General features: G+C 65.9%; 19 protein-coding genes. 17 read left to right on the top strand and 2 right to left on the bottom strand.

Features of this window, described 5'->3' with window-relative positions:
- The first annotated feature begins 46 nt into the window (after positions 1-46).
- The 16 genes from fadD1 to E0T84_RS20090 all read left to right on the top strand — a co-directional run bounded on the left by fadD1 (position 47) and on the right by E0T84_RS20090 (position 14,616).
- A complete protein-coding gene (fadD1, locus tag E0T84_RS20165) occupies positions 47-1,600 on the top strand; it encodes a fatty-acid--CoA ligase FadD1 (protein WP_138745321.1) in 1,554 nt (517 codons plus the stop codon).
- Between the two features lie 161 nt (positions 1,601-1,761).
- Positions 1,762-2,004, top strand: a complete 243-nt coding sequence (gene rpmE, locus E0T84_RS20160) for a 50S ribosomal protein L31 (RefSeq protein ID WP_070185700.1) — start codon at positions 1,762-1,764, stop codon at positions 2,002-2,004.
- Positions 2,005-2,091: 87 nt separating this feature from the next.
- Positions 2,092-3,168 (top strand): peptide chain release factor 1, encoded by a 1,077-nt coding sequence (prfA, locus tag E0T84_RS20155; RefSeq protein WP_070185701.1) that lies wholly within the window; start codon positions 2,092-2,094, stop codon positions 3,166-3,168.
- Complete coding sequence (gene prmC / locus E0T84_RS20150) at positions 3,165-4,010, top strand: peptide chain release factor N(5)-glutamine methyltransferase (RefSeq protein ID WP_138745320.1); 846 nt, start codon at positions 3,165-3,167, stop codon at positions 4,008-4,010. The genes prfA and prmC overlap by 4 nt, the downstream gene beginning before the upstream one ends.
- Positions 4,011-4,040: 30 nt before the next feature.
- Positions 4,041-4,703 carry an L-threonylcarbamoyladenylate synthase gene (locus E0T84_RS20145; protein ID WP_070946798.1) on the top strand — a complete coding sequence of 221 codons (663 nt, stop codon included), beginning with the start codon at positions 4,041-4,043 and terminating at the stop codon, positions 4,701-4,703.
- A 10-nt stretch (positions 4,704-4,713) separates the two neighbouring features.
- Positions 4,714-5,931, top strand: a complete 1,218-nt coding sequence (locus tag E0T84_RS20140) for a glycosyltransferase family 4 protein (RefSeq protein ID WP_371726157.1) — start codon at positions 4,714-4,716, stop codon at positions 5,929-5,931.
- A gap of 293 nt (positions 5,932-6,224) precedes the next feature.
- Positions 6,225-6,671, top strand: coding sequence for an ATP synthase subunit I (locus E0T84_RS20135; RefSeq protein ID WP_138745319.1), 447 nt, complete (start codon positions 6,225-6,227; stop codon positions 6,669-6,671).
- A gap of 10 nt (positions 6,672-6,681) precedes the next feature.
- Positions 6,682-7,458, top strand: coding sequence for a F0F1 ATP synthase subunit A (atpB, locus tag E0T84_RS20130; RefSeq protein ID WP_070185705.1), 777 nt, complete (start codon positions 6,682-6,684; stop codon positions 7,456-7,458).
- A gap of 97 nt (positions 7,459-7,555) precedes the next feature.
- Positions 7,556-7,816 carry a F0F1 ATP synthase subunit C gene (locus E0T84_RS20125; RefSeq protein ID WP_003888102.1) on the top strand — a complete coding sequence of 87 codons (261 nt, stop codon included), beginning with the start codon at positions 7,556-7,558 and terminating at the stop codon, positions 7,814-7,816.
- Between the two features lie 9 nt (positions 7,817-7,825).
- Positions 7,826-8,323: a F0F1 ATP synthase subunit B gene (locus E0T84_RS20120; RefSeq protein ID WP_070946797.1), complete on the top strand. Its 498-nt coding sequence runs from the start codon at positions 7,826-7,828 to the stop codon at positions 8,321-8,323.
- Entirely contained in the window at positions 8,324-9,661 is a 1,338-nt protein-coding gene (locus E0T84_RS20115; protein ID WP_138745318.1) for a F0F1 ATP synthase subunit B/delta, read from the top strand.
- A gap of 47 nt (positions 9,662-9,708) precedes the next feature.
- Positions 9,709-11,358 (top strand): F0F1 ATP synthase subunit alpha, encoded by a 1,650-nt coding sequence (gene atpA, locus E0T84_RS20110; RefSeq protein ID WP_138745317.1) that lies wholly within the window; start codon positions 9,709-9,711, stop codon positions 11,356-11,358.
- A gap of 7 nt (positions 11,359-11,365) precedes the next feature.
- Entirely contained in the window at positions 11,366-12,289 is a 924-nt protein-coding gene (locus tag E0T84_RS20105) for a F0F1 ATP synthase subunit gamma (protein WP_138745316.1), read from the top strand.
- Positions 12,290-12,330: 41 nt separating this feature from the next.
- Positions 12,331-13,758, top strand: coding sequence for a F0F1 ATP synthase subunit beta (gene atpD / locus E0T84_RS20100; protein WP_070185710.1), 1,428 nt, complete (start codon positions 12,331-12,333; stop codon positions 13,756-13,758).
- Between the two features lie 30 nt (positions 13,759-13,788).
- Positions 13,789-14,154, top strand: a complete 366-nt coding sequence (locus E0T84_RS20095) for a F0F1 ATP synthase subunit epsilon (protein ID WP_070185711.1) — start codon at positions 13,789-13,791, stop codon at positions 14,152-14,154.
- A gap of 15 nt (positions 14,155-14,169) precedes the next feature.
- Positions 14,170-14,616 carry a DUF2550 domain-containing protein gene (locus E0T84_RS20090; RefSeq protein WP_070185712.1) on the top strand — a complete coding sequence of 149 codons (447 nt, stop codon included), beginning with the start codon at positions 14,170-14,172 and terminating at the stop codon, positions 14,614-14,616.
- On the opposite strand, the gene E0T84_RS20085 is transcribed toward E0T84_RS20090, so the two are convergent.
- Entirely contained in the window at positions 14,610-15,182 is a 573-nt protein-coding gene (locus E0T84_RS20085; protein WP_070185713.1) for a cob(I)yrinic acid a,c-diamide adenosyltransferase, read from the bottom strand. The genes E0T84_RS20090 and E0T84_RS20085 overlap by 7 nt on opposite strands.
- 97 nt (positions 15,183-15,279) lie before the next feature.
- Between E0T84_RS20085 and murA the strand changes: the two genes are divergently transcribed.
- Positions 15,280-16,536 (top strand): UDP-N-acetylglucosamine 1-carboxyvinyltransferase, encoded by a 1,257-nt coding sequence (murA, locus tag E0T84_RS20080; RefSeq protein ID WP_070185714.1) that lies wholly within the window; start codon positions 15,280-15,282, stop codon positions 16,534-16,536.
- A 75-nt stretch (positions 16,537-16,611) separates the two neighbouring features.
- Here the strand turns inward: murA and E0T84_RS32085 are convergent.
- A partial coding sequence (locus tag E0T84_RS32085; protein ID WP_212757721.1) for a hypothetical protein occupies positions 16,612-16,938 on the bottom strand: 327 nt, incomplete at its 5' end.

Genomic DNA, 16,938 nt, shown 5'->3' with positions numbered 1-16,938 from the left:
TAGACAGTTTCGTAATTCTGTTCACCAATCCTTGGGGAATCATCGGATGGCCGAAACGCTGCAGCAGTTGCTCCGCGAGCGCGAAGAAGGGGACACGGTTGCCGTCAAATACGGCGCACGTACCTGGACCTGGCGTGAGCACGTTGCGCAGGCAAAGGCGCAGGCGGCCGCGTTGATCGCGATGGCCGACCCGCAGCGTCCCCTACATGTCGGCACTCTCCTGGGCAACACCCCCGACATGCTGACCGCGCTGGCCGCCGCGGCGCTCGGCGGCTACGTGCTGTGCGGCATCAACAACACCCGTCGCGGCGATGCGCTGGCCCGCGACATCGCCCGCGTCGAATGTCAGGTCGTCCTGGTCGACAACCAGCATCGCGAACTGCTCGACGGCGTCGACCTGCCGGGTGTCACCGTCATCGACGTGTCGGATACTGCCTGGTCGCCGCAGGAACTCACTCCGCACCGCGAGGTCGGGCCCGACGACACCTTCATGATGATCTTCACGTCGGGCACCAGCGGCGAGCCCAAGGCCGTCGAGGTGGCCCATTCCATCGTGCTGTTCTCGGCTGCGGCGCTGGTGCAGCGTTACGACCTCACCGAGGCCGACACCTGTTACCTGGCCATGCCGCTGTTCCACTCGAACGGGGTGTACGCGGGGTGGGGCGTTGCGCTCAGTTCGGGCGCAGCCATGGCACCGGCACAGTTCTCTGCGTCCGGCTTCCTGCCGGACATCCGAAGTTACGGCGCCACCTACATGAACTACGTCGGCAAGCCGCTCGCCTACATCCTGGCCACCGCCGAGCAGTCGGACGATCACGACAACCCGCTGCGAGTGGCGTTCGGCAACGAGGCGGCCGACCGCGACATCGACGAGTTCAGCCGCCGGTTCGGCTGCAGCGTGTGGGACGGCTTCGGTTCCACGGAACTGGCGATCATCATCACCCGCTCCGAGGGAACCCCGCCCGGCAGCGTCGGTCAGGGTTTCCCCGGGGTGGCCATCTACGATCCCGAGACCGTCGAAGAGTGCGCGGTCGCAGAATTTGACGAGACCGGGGCCCTGATCAACGCCGAGGCCGCCACTGGCGAACTGGTCAACACCAACGGCAGCGGGATGTTCCGCGGTTACCACAACGACAAGGGCGCGACCGACGAACGGTTGCGGCACGGCATGTACTGGTCGGGCGACCTGGCCTACCGGGACGCCGACGGCTGGATCTATCTGGCCGGGCGTACGGCGGACTGGATGCGGGTGGACGGTGAGAACATCACCGCGGCACCCATCGAGCGAGTCCTGTTGCGGCAGCCGTTGATCAGCCGGGTGGCGGTCTACCCGGTGCCCGACGAGTTCGTCGGCGATCAGGTCATGGCGGCCATCGTGCTGCGCGACGGCCAGCAGCTCAGGCCCGACGAGTTCGGCGCATTCCTGGCGCAGCAGCAGGACCTGTCACCGAAATCCTGGCCCCGTTACGTCTGGATCGCCGATGACCTGCCCAGCACCGCCACCAACAAGATCCTCAAGCGTGAGCTCGTCGCACTGGGTGCCGATCCGGCCGGGCGGGTGCTCTGGAAGCGCGACGGCACGGCGTACGCGACGCTCTGAGGCGGGAATAGGCCCCGGTCATCGCGCGTTTAGGAGGTTGGCGGTTGACCTGGCATAATGGACCGCCGACCCTCGGTCCCGGTTCACGTCCGCGCACGTGAGCGCTGAACGAGCTCAGAACGATCTACGGGCGACCCGGGCCAACGAATGAAGAGGAACCCATGAAAACAGGCATTCACCCTGAGTATGTCGAGACCACGGTGCACTGTGGTTGCGGCAATACCTTCCAGACCCGCAGCACCAAGCAGACCGGCCAGATCGTGGTCGAGGTCTGCTCGCAGTGCCACCCGTTCTACACCGGCAAGCAGAAGATCCTCGACAGCGGCGGCCGCGTGGCCCGCTTCGAGAAGCGGTACGGCAAGCGCAAGCCTGCCGGTGATCAGGCTGCCGCAGCCGACAAGTAGCTACGTCAACGGCGCCCGATCTGACGCATATGCGTCAGATCTGGGCGCTGTTCTCGTTTGCGGACAGGGTGGGAAGAGGAGGCTGACGTGACAGATACCGCACCCGCGATCGAGGCGCTGCTCGCTGAGCACGCCGACCTGGAGCGCCAGCTCGCCGACCCCAACCTGCACGCCGACGCCGCGGCCGCCCGCAAGGTGGGTCGCCGTTTCGCCCAGATCTCACCCGTCGTCGGTACTTTCCGCAAACTCGAGGCCGCTCGCGGTGACCTGGAAGCCGCCCGCGAGCTCGCGGCCGACGATTCCAGCTTCGCCGACGAGGTGGACGAGCTGACCGCCAAGGTCGCCGAACTCGACGCGCTGCTGACCGACCAGCTGGCTCCGCGTGACCCCCACGACGCCGACGACATCGTGCTGGAGGTCAAATCCGGCGAAGGCGGGGAGGAGTCGGCGCTGTTCGCCGCCGACTTGGCCCGCATGTACATCCGGTACGCCGAGCGGCACGGCTGGACGGTCACCGTCCTGGACGAGACGTGGTCTGACCTCGGCGGCTACAAGGACGCCACCATCACCATCGCCGGCAAGGGCGATTCGGCAGACGGCGTGTGGTCGCGGATGAAATTCGAAGGTGGCGTTCACCGGGTTCAGCGGGTGCCCGTCACCGAATCGCAGGGACGCGTGCACACCTCGGCGGCCGGCGTCCTGGTGTACCCGGAGCCCGACGAGGTCGAACAGGTCCAGATCGACGAGTCGGACCTGCGCATCGACGTCTACCGGTCCTCGGGTAAAGGCGGCCAGGGGGTGAACACCACCGACTCGGCGGTGCGCATCACCCACCTGCCTACCGGGATCGTCGTCACCTGCCAGAACGAGCGATCACAGCTGCAGAACAAGGCCCGTGCCATGCAGGTGCTGGCCGCCCGGCTGCAGGCACTCGCCGAGGAACAGGCGTCCGCCGATGCCTCCGCGGACCGGGCCAGCCAGATCCGCACCGTCGACCGCAGCGAGCGGATCAGGACGTACAACTTCCCCGAGAACCGCATCGCCGACCACCGCATCAATTTCAAGGCGCACAACCTCGACCAGGTTCTCGACGGCGACATGGACGCGCTGCTCGACGCGCTGGGCGCCGCCGACAAGCAGGCTCGGCTGCAGCAGGAGTCATGACACCGCTGCGGCAGGCGATCGAGGCCGCAGCAGCACGCCTGGCCGCCGCCGGCGTCGCCTCCCCGCGCATCGATGCCGAACTGCTGGCCGCGCACGTCGCGGGCGTCGAGCGCAGCAGGCTCATGTTCCTCGACGAGCCCGACGAACAATTCCAGCAGTCCTACGACGAACTCGTGGGTGCCCGGTCCCGCCGGATTCCCCTGCAACACCTTCTCGGCACCGCACCGTTCGGTCCGTTGACGCTCACAGTCGGTCCCGGTGTGTTCATTCCCCGGCCGGAGACCGAAGCCCTGTTGGAATGGGCTTGCGCGCAACAACTTCCGGAGAAGCCGCTGATCGTCGACTTGTGCACCGGGTCGGGTGCCTTGGCGTTGGGGCTGGCCGCGCGGTGGCCCGCTGCCCGCGTACTGGCAGTCGAGAACTCGCCTGCGGCGCTGGATTTTGCGCGGCGCAACGCCGCCGGGACGCACGTGGAGGTACTGGACGCCGACGTCACCACCGCAGGTCTGCTGCCCGAACTCGATGCCCGGGTGGACCTGCTGGTATCGAACCCGCCCTACATCCCCGAGGCTGCGGATCTGGAACCCGAAGTAGCCGAACACGATCCCGCGTCCGCGTTGTTCGGCGGCCCCGACGGCATGGCGGTGATCCGCCCGATCGTCACGTTGGCTGCCCGGTGGTTGCGTGACGGCGCGCCCTGCGCCGTCGAGCACGACGACACCACATCCGATCTGACCGTCGCGACCTTCGCCCGGGACGGACATTTCGGCGGGATCACCGCGCGCCGTGACCTGGCCGGGCGACCCCGCTTTGTCACCGCCACCCGTGTTGGGCGAAGCTGAATTGATGCGCGAACCGACGGGGGAGCCGACATGACGATTTTCGATTGCAGCGACGCCGACCAGCGTGCGACCGGTATCGCCTCGGCGGTCAGCGCCGTCAAGGGCGGCCGCCTCGTGGTGATGCCGACCGACACGGTCTACGGCATCGGTGCCGACGCGTTCGACTCGGAGGCGGTTGGTGCCCTGCTGGCCGCCAAGGGGCGGGGCCGCAACATGCCGGTCGGTGTGTTCGTCGGTTCGTGGAACACCATCGACGGGCTGGTCTACTCGGTGCCGCCGGCTGCCCGCGAACTGATCCGGGCGTTCTGGCCCGGCGCCCTGAGCCTGGTGGTCACACAAGCACCGTCGTTGCAGTGGGATCTCGGCGACGCCAACGGCAGCGTCATGTTGCGGATGCCGTTGCACCCGGTAGCCATCGAGCTGCTGCGAGAAGTCGGCCCCATGGCCCAGTCCAGTGCCAACGTCTCGGGCCAGCCCGCCGCGGTGACCGCAGCCCAAGCGCACGAGCAACTCGGCGACAAGGTCGAGGTGTATCTCGACGGCGGCCCTGCCGAGCAACAGTCCGCGTCCACCATCGTCGACCTCACCGGCGCCCAGCCCCGCATCCTGCGGACCGGCCCGATCAGCGCGGCGGACATCGCCAGGGTCGTCGGCGTGGAAACGTCCACGCTCACAACAACACCTACGGAGTGATCTCAGCGTGCTGCAGTACGGTTCATCGGTGATGTCGGCCGGTGACGCAGTGATCCCCGCGGTCAATACCGGCCTGCTCGCACTGTCTGACCGGGGTGCCGGTGTGCCGCTGCGTGAGCTGGCGCTGGTGGGCCTGACCGCCGCGATCATCACGTACTTCGCCACCGGCTGGGTACGCGCGCTGGCCATCAGGATCGGCGCCGTGGCCTACCCGCGGGAACGCGATGTCCACGTACAGCCCATCCCGCGGATGGGCGGACTGGCCATGTACATCGGGGTGGCCGCGGCGGTGCTGCTGGCCTCCCAACTGCCGGCACTGACCCGAGGTTTCGTCTACTCGACCGGCATGCCCGCCGTGGTGGTGGCAGGCGGGCTGATCATGGCGATCGGGTTGATCGACGACCGGTGGGGGCTGGACGCGCTGACGAAGTTCGCCGGCCAGATCACCGCGGCCAGCGTGCTGGTCACCATGGGTGTGGCCTGGAGTGTGCTCTACATCCCGATCGGGGGAGTGGGCACCATCGTGCTCGACCAGGTGTCGTCGATCCTGTTGACGCTGGCGCTCACGGTTTCGATCGTCAACGCGATGAACTTCGTCGACGGGCTGGACGGGCTGGCCGCCGGGCTCGGGCTGATCACCGCCCTGGCCATCTGCATCTTTTCGGTCGGGCTGTTGCGCGATCACGGCGGCGACGTCCTGTTCTACCCGCCCGCGGTGATCTCGGTGGTGCTGGCCGGGGCCTGTCTGGGCTTCCTGCCGCACAACTTCCACCGGGCCAAGATCTTCATGGGTGACTCGGGGTCGATGCTGATCGGTCTCATGCTGGGCGCGGCGTCGACGACGGCCGCCGGGCCGATCTCGCAGAACGCTTACGGTGCCCGCGACGTCTTCGCGCTGATGTCGCCGTTCCTCCTGGTGATCGCCGTGATGCTGGTGCCTGCGCTCGACACCTTGCTGGCCATCGTGCGGCGCACCCGAGCCGGCCGCAGCCCGCTCAGTCCCGACAAGATGCATCTGCATCACCGGTTGCTGCAGATCGGACATTCGCATCGGCGCGCCGTGCTGCTGATCTACCTGTGGGTGGGCATCATCGCCTTCGGTGCCGCGGCGACGATCTTCTTCGATCCGCGCTACACAGGAGCAGTCGTCGTAGCGGCGATTCTGGTGGCGATCGTGGTGACGCTGATTCCGTTGTTGCAACGCGGGGGCGAGGCGTCAGAGGACTAGGACCGGGCGAAGTACGACGAAAAGTAGTAGGCCTCGTTTAGGGGTGCCTACCATGTGTTAGGGTGCTGCCAGAACCCGAAAAACCTCGCGGGTTGCCGGCCCGGCCCGTCGGTTCGACGAACCGTTAGGTGCCGATCAACGACCGACAAAGGGAGCTACCCCGTGGGTGATTCGAGCCCGCCCGCCGCCCTCCGATATTCTCGGCGGGCACGCACAGGGTTTTGCCAGGGGGTAGCAACCGTTGGCATCACCGAGGGTGCAGCTTTTCGTGACAGCGGGATTGGGGTGAAGCGGTGACGACACCAGCGCAAGACGCGCCGTTGGTGTTCCCGTCAGTGGCGTTCCGGCCGCTGCGTCTCCTGATCGTTTGCCTCGCACTGACCGCGCTGGCAGTGGTGGCTGCCGCATTCACCGGAAACATTCTCTTCGGCGTCTTCTTCGGTGTCGGCCTGGCTCTCGGCTTGGTCAACGCCCTGCTGGTGCGCCGCGCCGTCGAAGCGATCACGGCCGAAGACCACCCGCTCAAGAAGAAGATGGCCGTCAACTCCGCTACACGGCTGCTGATCATCACCGCGATCGCTCTCGGCATCGCATTTGTCTTCAAAACCTCGGGCGGCATCGCGGTGCTGTTCGGGCTGGCGATTTTCCAGGCTCTGCTGGTGATGAGCACCAGCATCCCCGTGCTGCGGAAGATCCGCTCGAACGGCCTGGATGTCTTGGATACGGAATCGAAGGGTTGAGCTGACCTAAATGACTCAGACGACGACCGTGCTCGCCGCCGAAGAGGGTGGCGCCGCCATCCACGTCGGCCACCACACGATGGTGTTCGAGCTGTTCGGGATGACGTTCAACGGTGACACCATCCTGGCCACCGCGATCACCGCGGTGATCGTGATCGCGCTGGCATTCGTCCTTCGCGCCAAGGTCACCTCGACCGGCGTGCCGGGCGGCGTGCAGCTGTTCTGGGAGGCCCTGACCATCCAGATGCGCGGCCAGATCGAGAGTTCGATCGGCATGAAGGTCGCGCCGTTCGTGCTGCCGCTGGCGGTGGCGCTGTTCTCGTTCATCCTCATCTCCAACTGGCTTGCCGTTCTACCCCTGCAGTACGGCGGGGCCGACGGCGCAGCCGCGGAGTGGTACAAGCCGCCGGCCTCCGACATCAACTTCGTGCTGGCCCTGGCGTTGTTCGTGTTCGTCTGCTACCACGCGGCCGGCATCTGGCGCCGCGGTATCCTCGGCCACCCGAAGCAGCTGCTCAAGGGGCACGTCACCGCGCTGATGCCGATCAACATCGTCGAGGAACTCGCCAAGCCGATCTCGCTGGCCCTCCGTCTTTTCGGCAACATCTTCGCCGGCGGCATCCTGGTCGCGCTGATCGCGATGTTCCCCTGGTACATCCAGTGGGCACCCAACGCCATCTGGAAGACCTTCGACCTGTTCGTCGGCCTGATCCAGGCCTTCATCTTCTCGCTGCTGACGATCCTGTACTTCAGCCAGTCGATGGAGCTCGAGCACGATGATCATTAAGCCCACTGATCCGCATATCTGACCCCTACAACCGCATCACACGAACCTCTGGCGGCAACATTTTTTGGGCCACCAGTTATCAAGGAGGATAAAAGGAATGGAACTCGACCCCAACGCCCTCATCACGGCCGGCGCGCTGATCGGTGGCGGTTTGATCATGGGCGGCGGCGCCATCGGCGCCGGTATCGGTGACGGTATCGCGGGTAACGCGCTGATCTCGGGCATCGCCCGTCAGCCCGAGGCCCAGGGCCGGCTGTTCACCCCGTTCTTCATCACCGTCGGTCTGGTGGAGGCCGCGTACTTCATCAACCTGGCCTTCATGGCGCTGTTCGTCTTCGCCACGCCGGGCCTGCAGTAGTCCGTCAGCATGGGTGAACTGACACTCCTCGCAGCGGAGGAAGGCGGTGGGGGCCAGAGCAACTTCCTGGTCCCCAACGGCACCTTCTTCGCGGTGCTGATCATCTTCTTGATCACGCTGGCCGTGATCTGGAAATGGGTTGTGCCACCGGTCGGCAAGGTGCTGGCAGAGCGCGAAGCGATGCTGGCGAAGACCGCCGCCGACAATCGGAAGTCGGCCGAGCAGGTGGCCGCGGCGCAGGCCGACTATGACGAGGCGATGGCCGGGGCACGTGCCGAGGCGTCGGCCATCCGCGACGAGGCCCGTGCCGCGGGCCGCGAGGTGGTCGATGCCAAGCGAGCCGAGGCCGGGTCCGTAGTGGCCGAGCAAGTGCGCCAGGCCGATGAGCAGCTCGCTGCCCAGAGTGCCGAGGTGCGGTCGGGTCTGGAGTCGTCGGTGGACGGGCTCTCGCAGACCTTGGCCAACCGAATTTTGGGCGTCGACGTGAAATCAGGTGGGACGCAGTAGATGTCGATATTTATCGGGCAGCTGATCGGCTTTGCCGTCATCGCTTTCATCATCATCAAGTGGGTGGTGCCTCCGGTGCGGAACCTGATGCAGAAGCAACAGGAAGCCGTGCGGGTGGCCCTCGCAGAGAGCGCTGAGGCGGCGAAGAGACTCGCCGAGGCCGATGACATGCACGCCAAGGCACTCGCCGACGCCAAGGCCGAATCGGCCAAGGTGACCGACGAGGCCACGCAGGACTCTGAGCGGATCACCGCTCAGCTGGCCGAGCAGGCGGGCACGGAGGCCGAGCGGATCAAGACGCAGGGTGCTCAGCAGGTTCAGCTGATGCGCCAGCAGCTCATCCGCCAGCTGCGGACCGGTCTGGGATCGGAGTCGGTCGCCAAGGCCGACGCCTTGGTGCGCGCACATGTCGCCGATCCGGCCGCGCAGGCGGCCACCGTCGACCGGTTCCTGGCCGAGCTGGACCAGATGGCTCCGTCGGCCGCGGTGATCGACACCGCCGCGACGGCCAAGCTGCGCGCGGCCAGCCGTGAGTCGCTGGCGATCGTGGTCGACAAGTTCGACTCGGTCGCGGGCGGCCTGGACGCGTCCGGGCTGACCACGCTCGCCGATGATCTGAGCTCGGTGGCCAAGCTGCTGGTGTCGGAGTCGGCGCTCGCCAAGCACCTGGCCGAGCCGGCTGACGACACCGCCCCCAAGGTGCAGCTGCTGGAGCGTCTGCTGTCCGGCAAGGTCGGCGACACCGCGCTGGACGTGCTGCGGACTGCCGTCTCGCAGCGTTGGTCGATCGAATCGAACCTGGTCGACGCCATTGAACATGCCGCACGCCTGGCGCTGCTCAAGCGCGCCGAGACCGCAGGTGAAGTCGACGAGGTGGAGGACCAGCTGTTCCGGTTCGGCCGTCTGCTCGACACCGAGCCCAAGCTCTCGGCCCTGCTGAGTGACTACACCACACCGGCTGAGGGCCGAGTTGCCTTGCTGGACAAGGTGCTTGGCGGCAACACGGGTGTGAACGGAACCGCAGCGGCACTGCTGACCCAGACTGTGGGCCTGCTGCGCGGGGAGCGCGCCGACGAGGCGGTCATCGACCTCGCCGAGCTCGCGGTGGCCCGCCGTGGCGAGGTGGTCGCGCACGTGACCGCCGCGGCCGACCTCTCCGATGCCCAGCGGACCCGGCTGTCGGAGGTGCTCACCCGCATCTACGGCCAACCGGTTTCGGTGCAGTTGCACGTCGACCCGGAACTGCTCGGTGGTCTGTCGATCACCGTCGGTGACGAAGTGATCGACGGCTCCATCGCATCCCGTCTGACCGCCGCTGCGACACAGCTGCCGGACTGATAACCCCCACGAACCACCCCAAGAACAAGGTAGGAAGACGAAAAACCATGGCAGAGTTGACAATCTCGGCTGCTGATATCGAAGGTGCCATCGAGGATTACGTATCCTCGTTTTCCGCCGACACCGAGCGTGAAGAGATCGGCACCGTCGTCGACGCCGGTGACGGCATCGCTCACGTCGAGGGCCTGCCCTCGGTCATGACCCAGGAACTCCTTGAGTTCCCGGGCGGTGTGTTGGGTGTGGCGCTCAACCTCGACGAGCACAGCGTCGGCGCGGTGATCCTGGGTGAGTTCGAGAAGATCGAAGAGGGCCAGCAGGTCAAGCGCACCGGCGAGGTGCTCTCGGTGCCCGTCGGTGACGCCTTCCTCGGCCGCGTCGTCAACCCGCTGGGCCAGCCGATCGACGGCCAGGGCGACATCGAGGCCGAGGAGCGCCGTGCGCTCGAGCTGCAGGCCCCCTCGGTGGTGCAGCGCCAGAGCGTGTCCGAGCCGCTGCAGACCGGTGTCAAGGCGGTCGACGCCATGACCCCGATCGGTCGCGGTCAGCGTCAGCTGATCATCGGTGACCGCAAGACCGGCAAGACCGCGCTCTGCGTCGACACCATCCTCAACCAGCGTGAGGCCTGGGAGACCGGCGACCCCAAGCAGCAGGTGCGCTGCGTGTACGTCGCCGTCGGCCAGAAGGGTTCCACCATCGCCAGCGTGAAGCGCGCGCTGGAAGAGGGTGGCGCCATGGAGTACACCACCATCGTCGCGGCCCCGGCTTCGGACGCGGCCGGCTTCAAATGGCTGGCTCCCTACACCGGTTCGGCCATCGGCCAGCACTGGATGTACAACGGCAAGCACGTGCTGATCGTCTTCGACGACCTGACCAAGCAGGCCGAGGCCTACCGCGCCATCTCGCTGCTGCTGCGCCGCCCGCCGGGCCGCGAGGCTTACCCGGGTGACGTCTTCTACCTGCACTCGCGTCTGCTGGAACGTTGCGCGAAGCTGTCCGACGAGCTCGGCGGTGGTTCGATGACCGGCCTGCCGATCATCGAGACCAAGGCCAACGACATCTCGGCCTACATCCCGACCAACGTCATCTCCATCACCGACGGTCAGTGCTTCCTGGAGTCCGACCTGTTCAACCAGGGTGTGCGCCCGGCCGTCAACGTCGGTGTGTCGGTGTCCCGCGTCGGTGGTGCCGCTCAGATCAAGGCGATGAAAGAGGTTGCCGGCTCGCTGCGTCTGGACCTGTCGCAGTACCGCGAGTTGGAGGCCTTCGCGGCCTTCGCCTCGGATCTGGACGCCGCGTCGAAGGCTCAGCTGGACCGCGGTGTGCGTCTGGTCGAGCTGCTCAAGCAGCCGCAGTACAGCCCGCTGGCCGTCGAGGATCAGGTTGTCGCGATCTTCCTCGGTACCCAGGGCCACCTCGACTCCGTTCCGGCCGAGGACGTGACCCGCTTCGTCGACGAACTGCTGGAGCACGTGAAGGCCAGCCACGCCGACATCCTCAAGGGCATCAAGGAGTCCAAGAAGCTCTCCGAGGAGAACGAGGAGAAGCTGGTCTCGGTCATCAACGATTTCAAGAAGGGCTTCGCCGCCTCTGACGGCAGCTCCGTTGTGGTCAACGAAGCTGACGCCGAGGCGCTGGATCCCGAGGACCTTGAGAAGGAATCGGTCAAGGTCCGCAAGCCGGCACCCAAGAAGGCCTAGGTAACCAATGGCAGCCACACTTCGCGAGCTACGCGGGCGTATCCGCTCCGCCTCGTCGATCAAGAAGATCACGAAGGCGCAGGAGCTGATCGCCACGTCGCGGATCGCCAAGGCGCAGGCCCGAGTCGATGCGGCTCGGCCCTACTCCACCGAGATCACCAACATGCTCACCGAGCTGGCCGGGGCCAGCGCGCTGGATCACCCGTTGCTCGTCGAGCGGGAGAACGCCAAGCGGGCCGGTGTGCTGGTGGTGTCCTCGGACCGCGGTCTCTGCGGCGGTTACAACGCCAACGTGCTGCGCCGGGCAGAAGAACTCTTCTCGCTGCTGCGGGAAGAGGGCAAGAACCCGGTGCTCTACGTCGTCGGCCGGAAAGCTCTGGGCTACTACAGCTTCCGGCAGCGCACGGTGACCGAGTCGTGGACCGGTTTCTCCGAGCGGCCCACCTACGAGGACGCCAAGGCGATCGCCGAAACCCTGGTGACGGCGTTCATGTCCGGCGCCGACGACGACGGCGACGACGTGGGAGCCGACGGCATCCTCGGAGTCGACGAACTGCACATCGTCTCCACCGAGTTCCGGTCCATGCTTTCGCAGACCGCCAACGCGCTGCGCATCGCACCGATGGTGGTCGAGTACGTCGGGGAGGCCGAAACCGGTCCGCACACGCTGTATTCGTTCGAGCCGGGCGCCGAGACCCTGTTCGACGCGCTGCTGCCGCGCTACATCGCCACCCGCGTGTACGCGGCGCTGCTGGAGGCAGCGGCCTCGGAGTCGGCTTCGCGCCGGCGCGCCATGAAGTCGGCCACCGACAACGCCGACGAACTGATCAAGGGACTCACGCTCGCGGCCAACCGCGAACGTCAGGCACAGATCACCCAGGAAATCAGCGAGATCGTGGGCGGCGCCAACGCGCTGGCCGACGCGCGCTAGCCGGACCAAAGACGAAAGCCTCGTAGGAAAGCGAAGAGAGAATGACTGCTACTGCAGAGAAGACGGCGGGCCGCGTAGTCCGCATCACCGGCCCGGTGGTGGACGTGGAGTTCCCGCGCGGCGCGGTGCCCGAACTGTTCAACGCGCTGCACGCCGAGATCACGTTCGGTGCCCTGGCCAAGACCCTGACGCTTGAGGTTGCCCAGCACCTCGGCGACAACCTGGTGCGCTGCGTCTCCATGCAGCCCACCGACGGCCTGGTCCGTGGCGTCGAGGTGTCCGACACCGGCGCCTCGATCTCGGTCCCGGTCGGCGACGGCGTCAAGGGCCACGTGTTCAACGCCCTCGGTGACTGCCTCGACAATCCGGGCTACGGCAAGGACTTCGAGCACTGGTCGATCCACCGCAAGCCGCCGGCCTTCGCCGACCTGGAGCCCCGCACCGAGATGCTGGAGACCGGTCTGAAGGTCGTCGACCTGCTCACCCCGTACGTGCGCGGCGGCAAGATCGCCCTGTTCGGTGGTGCCGGTGTGGGTAAGACGGTTCTGATCCAGGAGATGATCAACCGCATCGCCCGCAACTTCGGTGGTACTTCGGTGTTCGCCGGCGTGGGTGAGCGCACCCGTGAGGGTAACGACCTGTGGGTCGAGCTCGCCGACGCGAACGTGCTGAAGGACACCGCGCTGGTGTTCGGTCAGATGGACGAGCCGCCAGGCACCCGTATGCGCGTCGCGCTGTCGGCCCTGACCATGGCCGAGTTCTTCCGCGACGAGCAGGGCCAGGACGTGCTGCTGTTCATCGACAACATCTTCCGGTTCACCCAGGCCGGTTCCGAGGTTTCGACCCTGCTGGGTCGTATGCCTTCGGCCGTGGGTTACCAGCCGACGCTGGCCGACGAGATGGGCGAGCTGCAGGAGCGCATCACCTCGACCCGAGGCCGCTCCATCACCTCGATGCAGGCCGTCTACGTGCCCGCCGACGACTACACCGACCCGGCGCCGGCCACCACGTTCGCCCACCTGGACGCCACCACGGAGCTCTCGCGTGCGGTGTTCTCCAAGGGCATCTTCCCCGCGGTGGACCCGCTGGCGTCGTCCTCGACGATCCTGCACCCCAGCATCGTCGGCGACGAGCACTACCGCGTCGCCCAGGAAGTCATCCGAATCCTGCAGCGCTACAAGGATCTCCAGGACATCATCGCCATCCTCGGTATCGACGAGCTGTCGGAAGAGGACAAGGTTCTGGTGTACCGCGCCCGCAAGATCGAGCGCTTCCTGAGCCAGAACATGATGGCGGCCGAGCAGTTCACCGGCCAGCCGGGTTCGACCGTGCCGCTCAAGGAGACCATCGAGGCCTTCGACAAGCTGGCCAAGGGCGAGTTCGATCACCTGCCCGAGCAGGCGTTCTTCCTCATCGGTGGTCTGGACGACCTGGCGAAGAAGGCCGAGAGCCTCGGCGCGAAGCTGTGACGGTAGTTCTCCGGCGAGAGGTGGTGTGGAATGGCTGATTTGAACGTTGAGATCGTCGCCGTCGAGCGTGAGCTCTGGTCCGGCACCGCTACGTTCGTCTTCACCCGGACCACCGCTGGTGAGATTGGCATCCTGCCGCGCCACATTCCGTTGGTGGCACAGCTCGTCGACGATGCCATGGTGCGGGTCGAGCGGGAAGGCGAGGACGATCTGCGCATCGCCGTTGACGGCGGGTTCCTGTCGGTGACCGAGGAGACGGTCCGGATCCTGGTGGAGAACGCTCAGTTCGAATCCGAGATCAACGCCGACTCGGCCAAGCAGGACGCGGAGTCCGACGACGAGCAGACAGCGGCATGGGGCCGGGCGCGTCTGCGCGCTCTGGGCCAGATCGACTGACGACAGAGACGACAGATGAGCGCGCCCATGATCGGCATGGTCGCGCTCATCTGCGTTCTGCTACTGGCTGTCGGTGCCCTGAGCTACCGATTGTGGAAGTTGCGTCAGGTCGGCGGAACCGCGGGCATCCTGCGAGACTTTCCGGCCGAAGGCGGCCACGGCTGGCGTCACGGCGTGATGCGCTACCGCGGCGGGGAGGCAGGCTTCTACCGGCTGTCCAGCATGCGGTGGTGGCCCGACCGGCGACTGAGTCGCCGGGGACTGGAAGTGGTGTCGCGCCGCGCCCCGCGTGGCGACGAGTTCGACATCATGACCGATGCAACGGTCGTTCTCGAACTCCGCGACAACAGCCCCGAACGCCGGCGAGGCTACGAGATCGCCTTGGATCGGGGCGCCTTGACCGCATTCACGTCTTGGCTTGAGTCCCGGCCGTCGCCGCGGGCCCGGCGACGGAATTACTGACCCGTACCGGGTTTCCAGAGCACGTCCCCATCCGGGTTCGCCACCCGCGACAGGATGAACAGCAGATCCGACAGCCGGTTGAGGTACTTCGCCGGCAGGACACTGACCGAATCCCCGTGTTCCTGTACGGCGATCCATGCCGACCGCTCAGCTCTGCGGGCCACGGTCCGTGCGACGTGCAACAGGGCCGAGAGCGAACTGCCGCCGGGAAGGATGAACGAACTCAGCGCGGGGAGGGCCTCGTTGAACTCGTCGCACCACTTCTCGAGTCGGTCGATGTAGGTCTGAGAAATTCGCAGCGGTGGGTGCTCGGGGTTTTCCACGACGGGCGTGGACAGATCTGCACCGGCGTCGAACAGGTCGTTTTGAATCTGCCTGAGCACTGCCAGGATTTGCTGATCGGGCTCGCCGAGGGCTACTGCAACCCCGATCGCGGCGTTGACTTCGTCACAGTCGGCGTAGGCCGCCAATCTCGAATCATTCTTCGAAACCCTGCTGAAGTCGCTCAGTCCTGTCGTGCCGTCGTCGCCGGTGCGGGTATAGATACGGGTGAGATGAACCGCCATAGCTGAACCGTACCGGGCTTGCGGACGCGGCGGCCGGGCCCGCCGGATCTGTCCGAGCAGGCGGAAAGTCGACGGCGGGCTGTTTACACTGACCGGCGTGAGCGAGCGTTTCTTGGTGACCGGAGGGAACCGGTTATCAGGCGAAGTTGCTGTCGGTGGCGCGAAGAACAGTGTGCTGAAACTGATGGCAGCCTCGTTGCTGGCCGAGGGCACCAGCACCATCACCAACTGCCCCGACATCCTTGATGTGCCGCTGATGGCCGAGGTATTGCGAGGGCTGGGGGCCACCGTCGAGTTGGACGGTGACACGGTGCGCATCACGTCACCCGACGAACCCAAGTACGACGCAGATTTCGCGGCGGTCCGGCAGTTCCGTGCCTCGGTGTGTGTACTCGGCCCACTGGTCGGCCGGTGCAAGAAGGCGAAAGTCGCGCTTCCCGGCGGCGACGCCATCGGGTCGCGGCCGCTGGACATGCACCAGGCTGGGCTCCGCCAACTGGGAGCCACCTGCAATATCGAGCACGGCTGTGTGGTGGCCGAAGCTGATCACCTGCGGGGTGCCGAGATCCAACTGGAGTTCCCGTCAGTGGGGGCGACCGAGAACATCCTGATGGCCGCGGTGCTGGCCGAGGGCGTCACCACCATCCACAACGCGGCACGCGAGCCCGACATCGTCGACATCTGCGCGATGCTCAATCAGATGGGCGCCAAGGTCAGCGGCGCTGGGACGTCGACCCTGACGATCACCGGCGTCGACCGGCTCTATCCCACCGAGCATCGAGTGATCGGTGACCGGATCGTCGCGGCAACCTGGGGGATCGCCGCGGCGATGACGCGCGGCGACATTTCGGTGACCGGCGTAGACCCGCAGCACCTACAGCTGGTTCTCCACAAGCTGCATGACGCAGGCGCGACAGTGACCCAGAACGACGACGGTTTCCGGGTGGTGCAGTACGAGCGACCCAAGGCGGTGAACGTCGCGACGCTGCCCTTCCCCGGGTTTCCGACCGACCTGCAGCCGATGGCGATCGGTCTGGCCTCGGTGGCTGACGGCACGTCGATGATCACCGAGAACGTGTTCGAAGCTCGCTTCCGGTTCGTCGAGGAGATGATCCGGCTGGGTGCTGATGCGCGAACCGACGGGCACCACGCTGTGGTGCGGGGGATCCCGCAGCTTTCGAGTGCCCCGGTGTGGTCCTCGGATATCCGTGCCGGCGCCGGCCTGGTGCTCGCCGGGCTGGTCGCCGACGGTGAGACCGAGGTGCACGACGTATTCCACATCGATCGCGGATATCCGTTGTTCGTGGAAAACCTGTTGAGCCTCGGAGCGGAGATCGAGAGGGTAGGCTCCTAGGCAGCACGTTCGAGTCTCGCTTTAAGCCTCGAAATCGCGCTGACCAGCTGATTTGACCTCAAAGGCTGGCGCGCGCTAATCTTTTGAAGTCGCCGCGGAGCGGGGAAAACCCCCGGGGCCAGAGCGACTTGACAAGCCAGCCGAGAACGTACTAAGCTGGCGAGGTTGCCTCAGACCGGATGAAATAAGCCAGGATGAAGCAACTTGACTTGCCGGCAAAGTTCCAATTAAGCTGGTGGGGTTGCCCCAAAACAGGGTGACAAAGCGGAAAAGTCTGTTGTTTGAGAACTCAATAGTGTGTTTGGTGGTTTTTGTTTGTTGTTTTTTGCCATTCATCTTGGGGGACTCCCCGTCTTCCGTTCTTGGTGGGTGGTTTTGTTTTTTTGATGCCAGTTTGTTTGG

Origin of the sequence: Mycobacterium sp. DBP42, from assembly GCF_005924235.1 — a bacterium.
GTDB classification, from domain to species: Bacteria; Actinomycetota; Actinomycetes; order Mycobacteriales; family Mycobacteriaceae; genus Mycobacterium; species Mycobacterium syngnathidarum.
The sequence above is the reverse complement of the archived record's forward strand: the minus strand, read 5'-3'. Positions and strand labels throughout refer to the sequence as shown.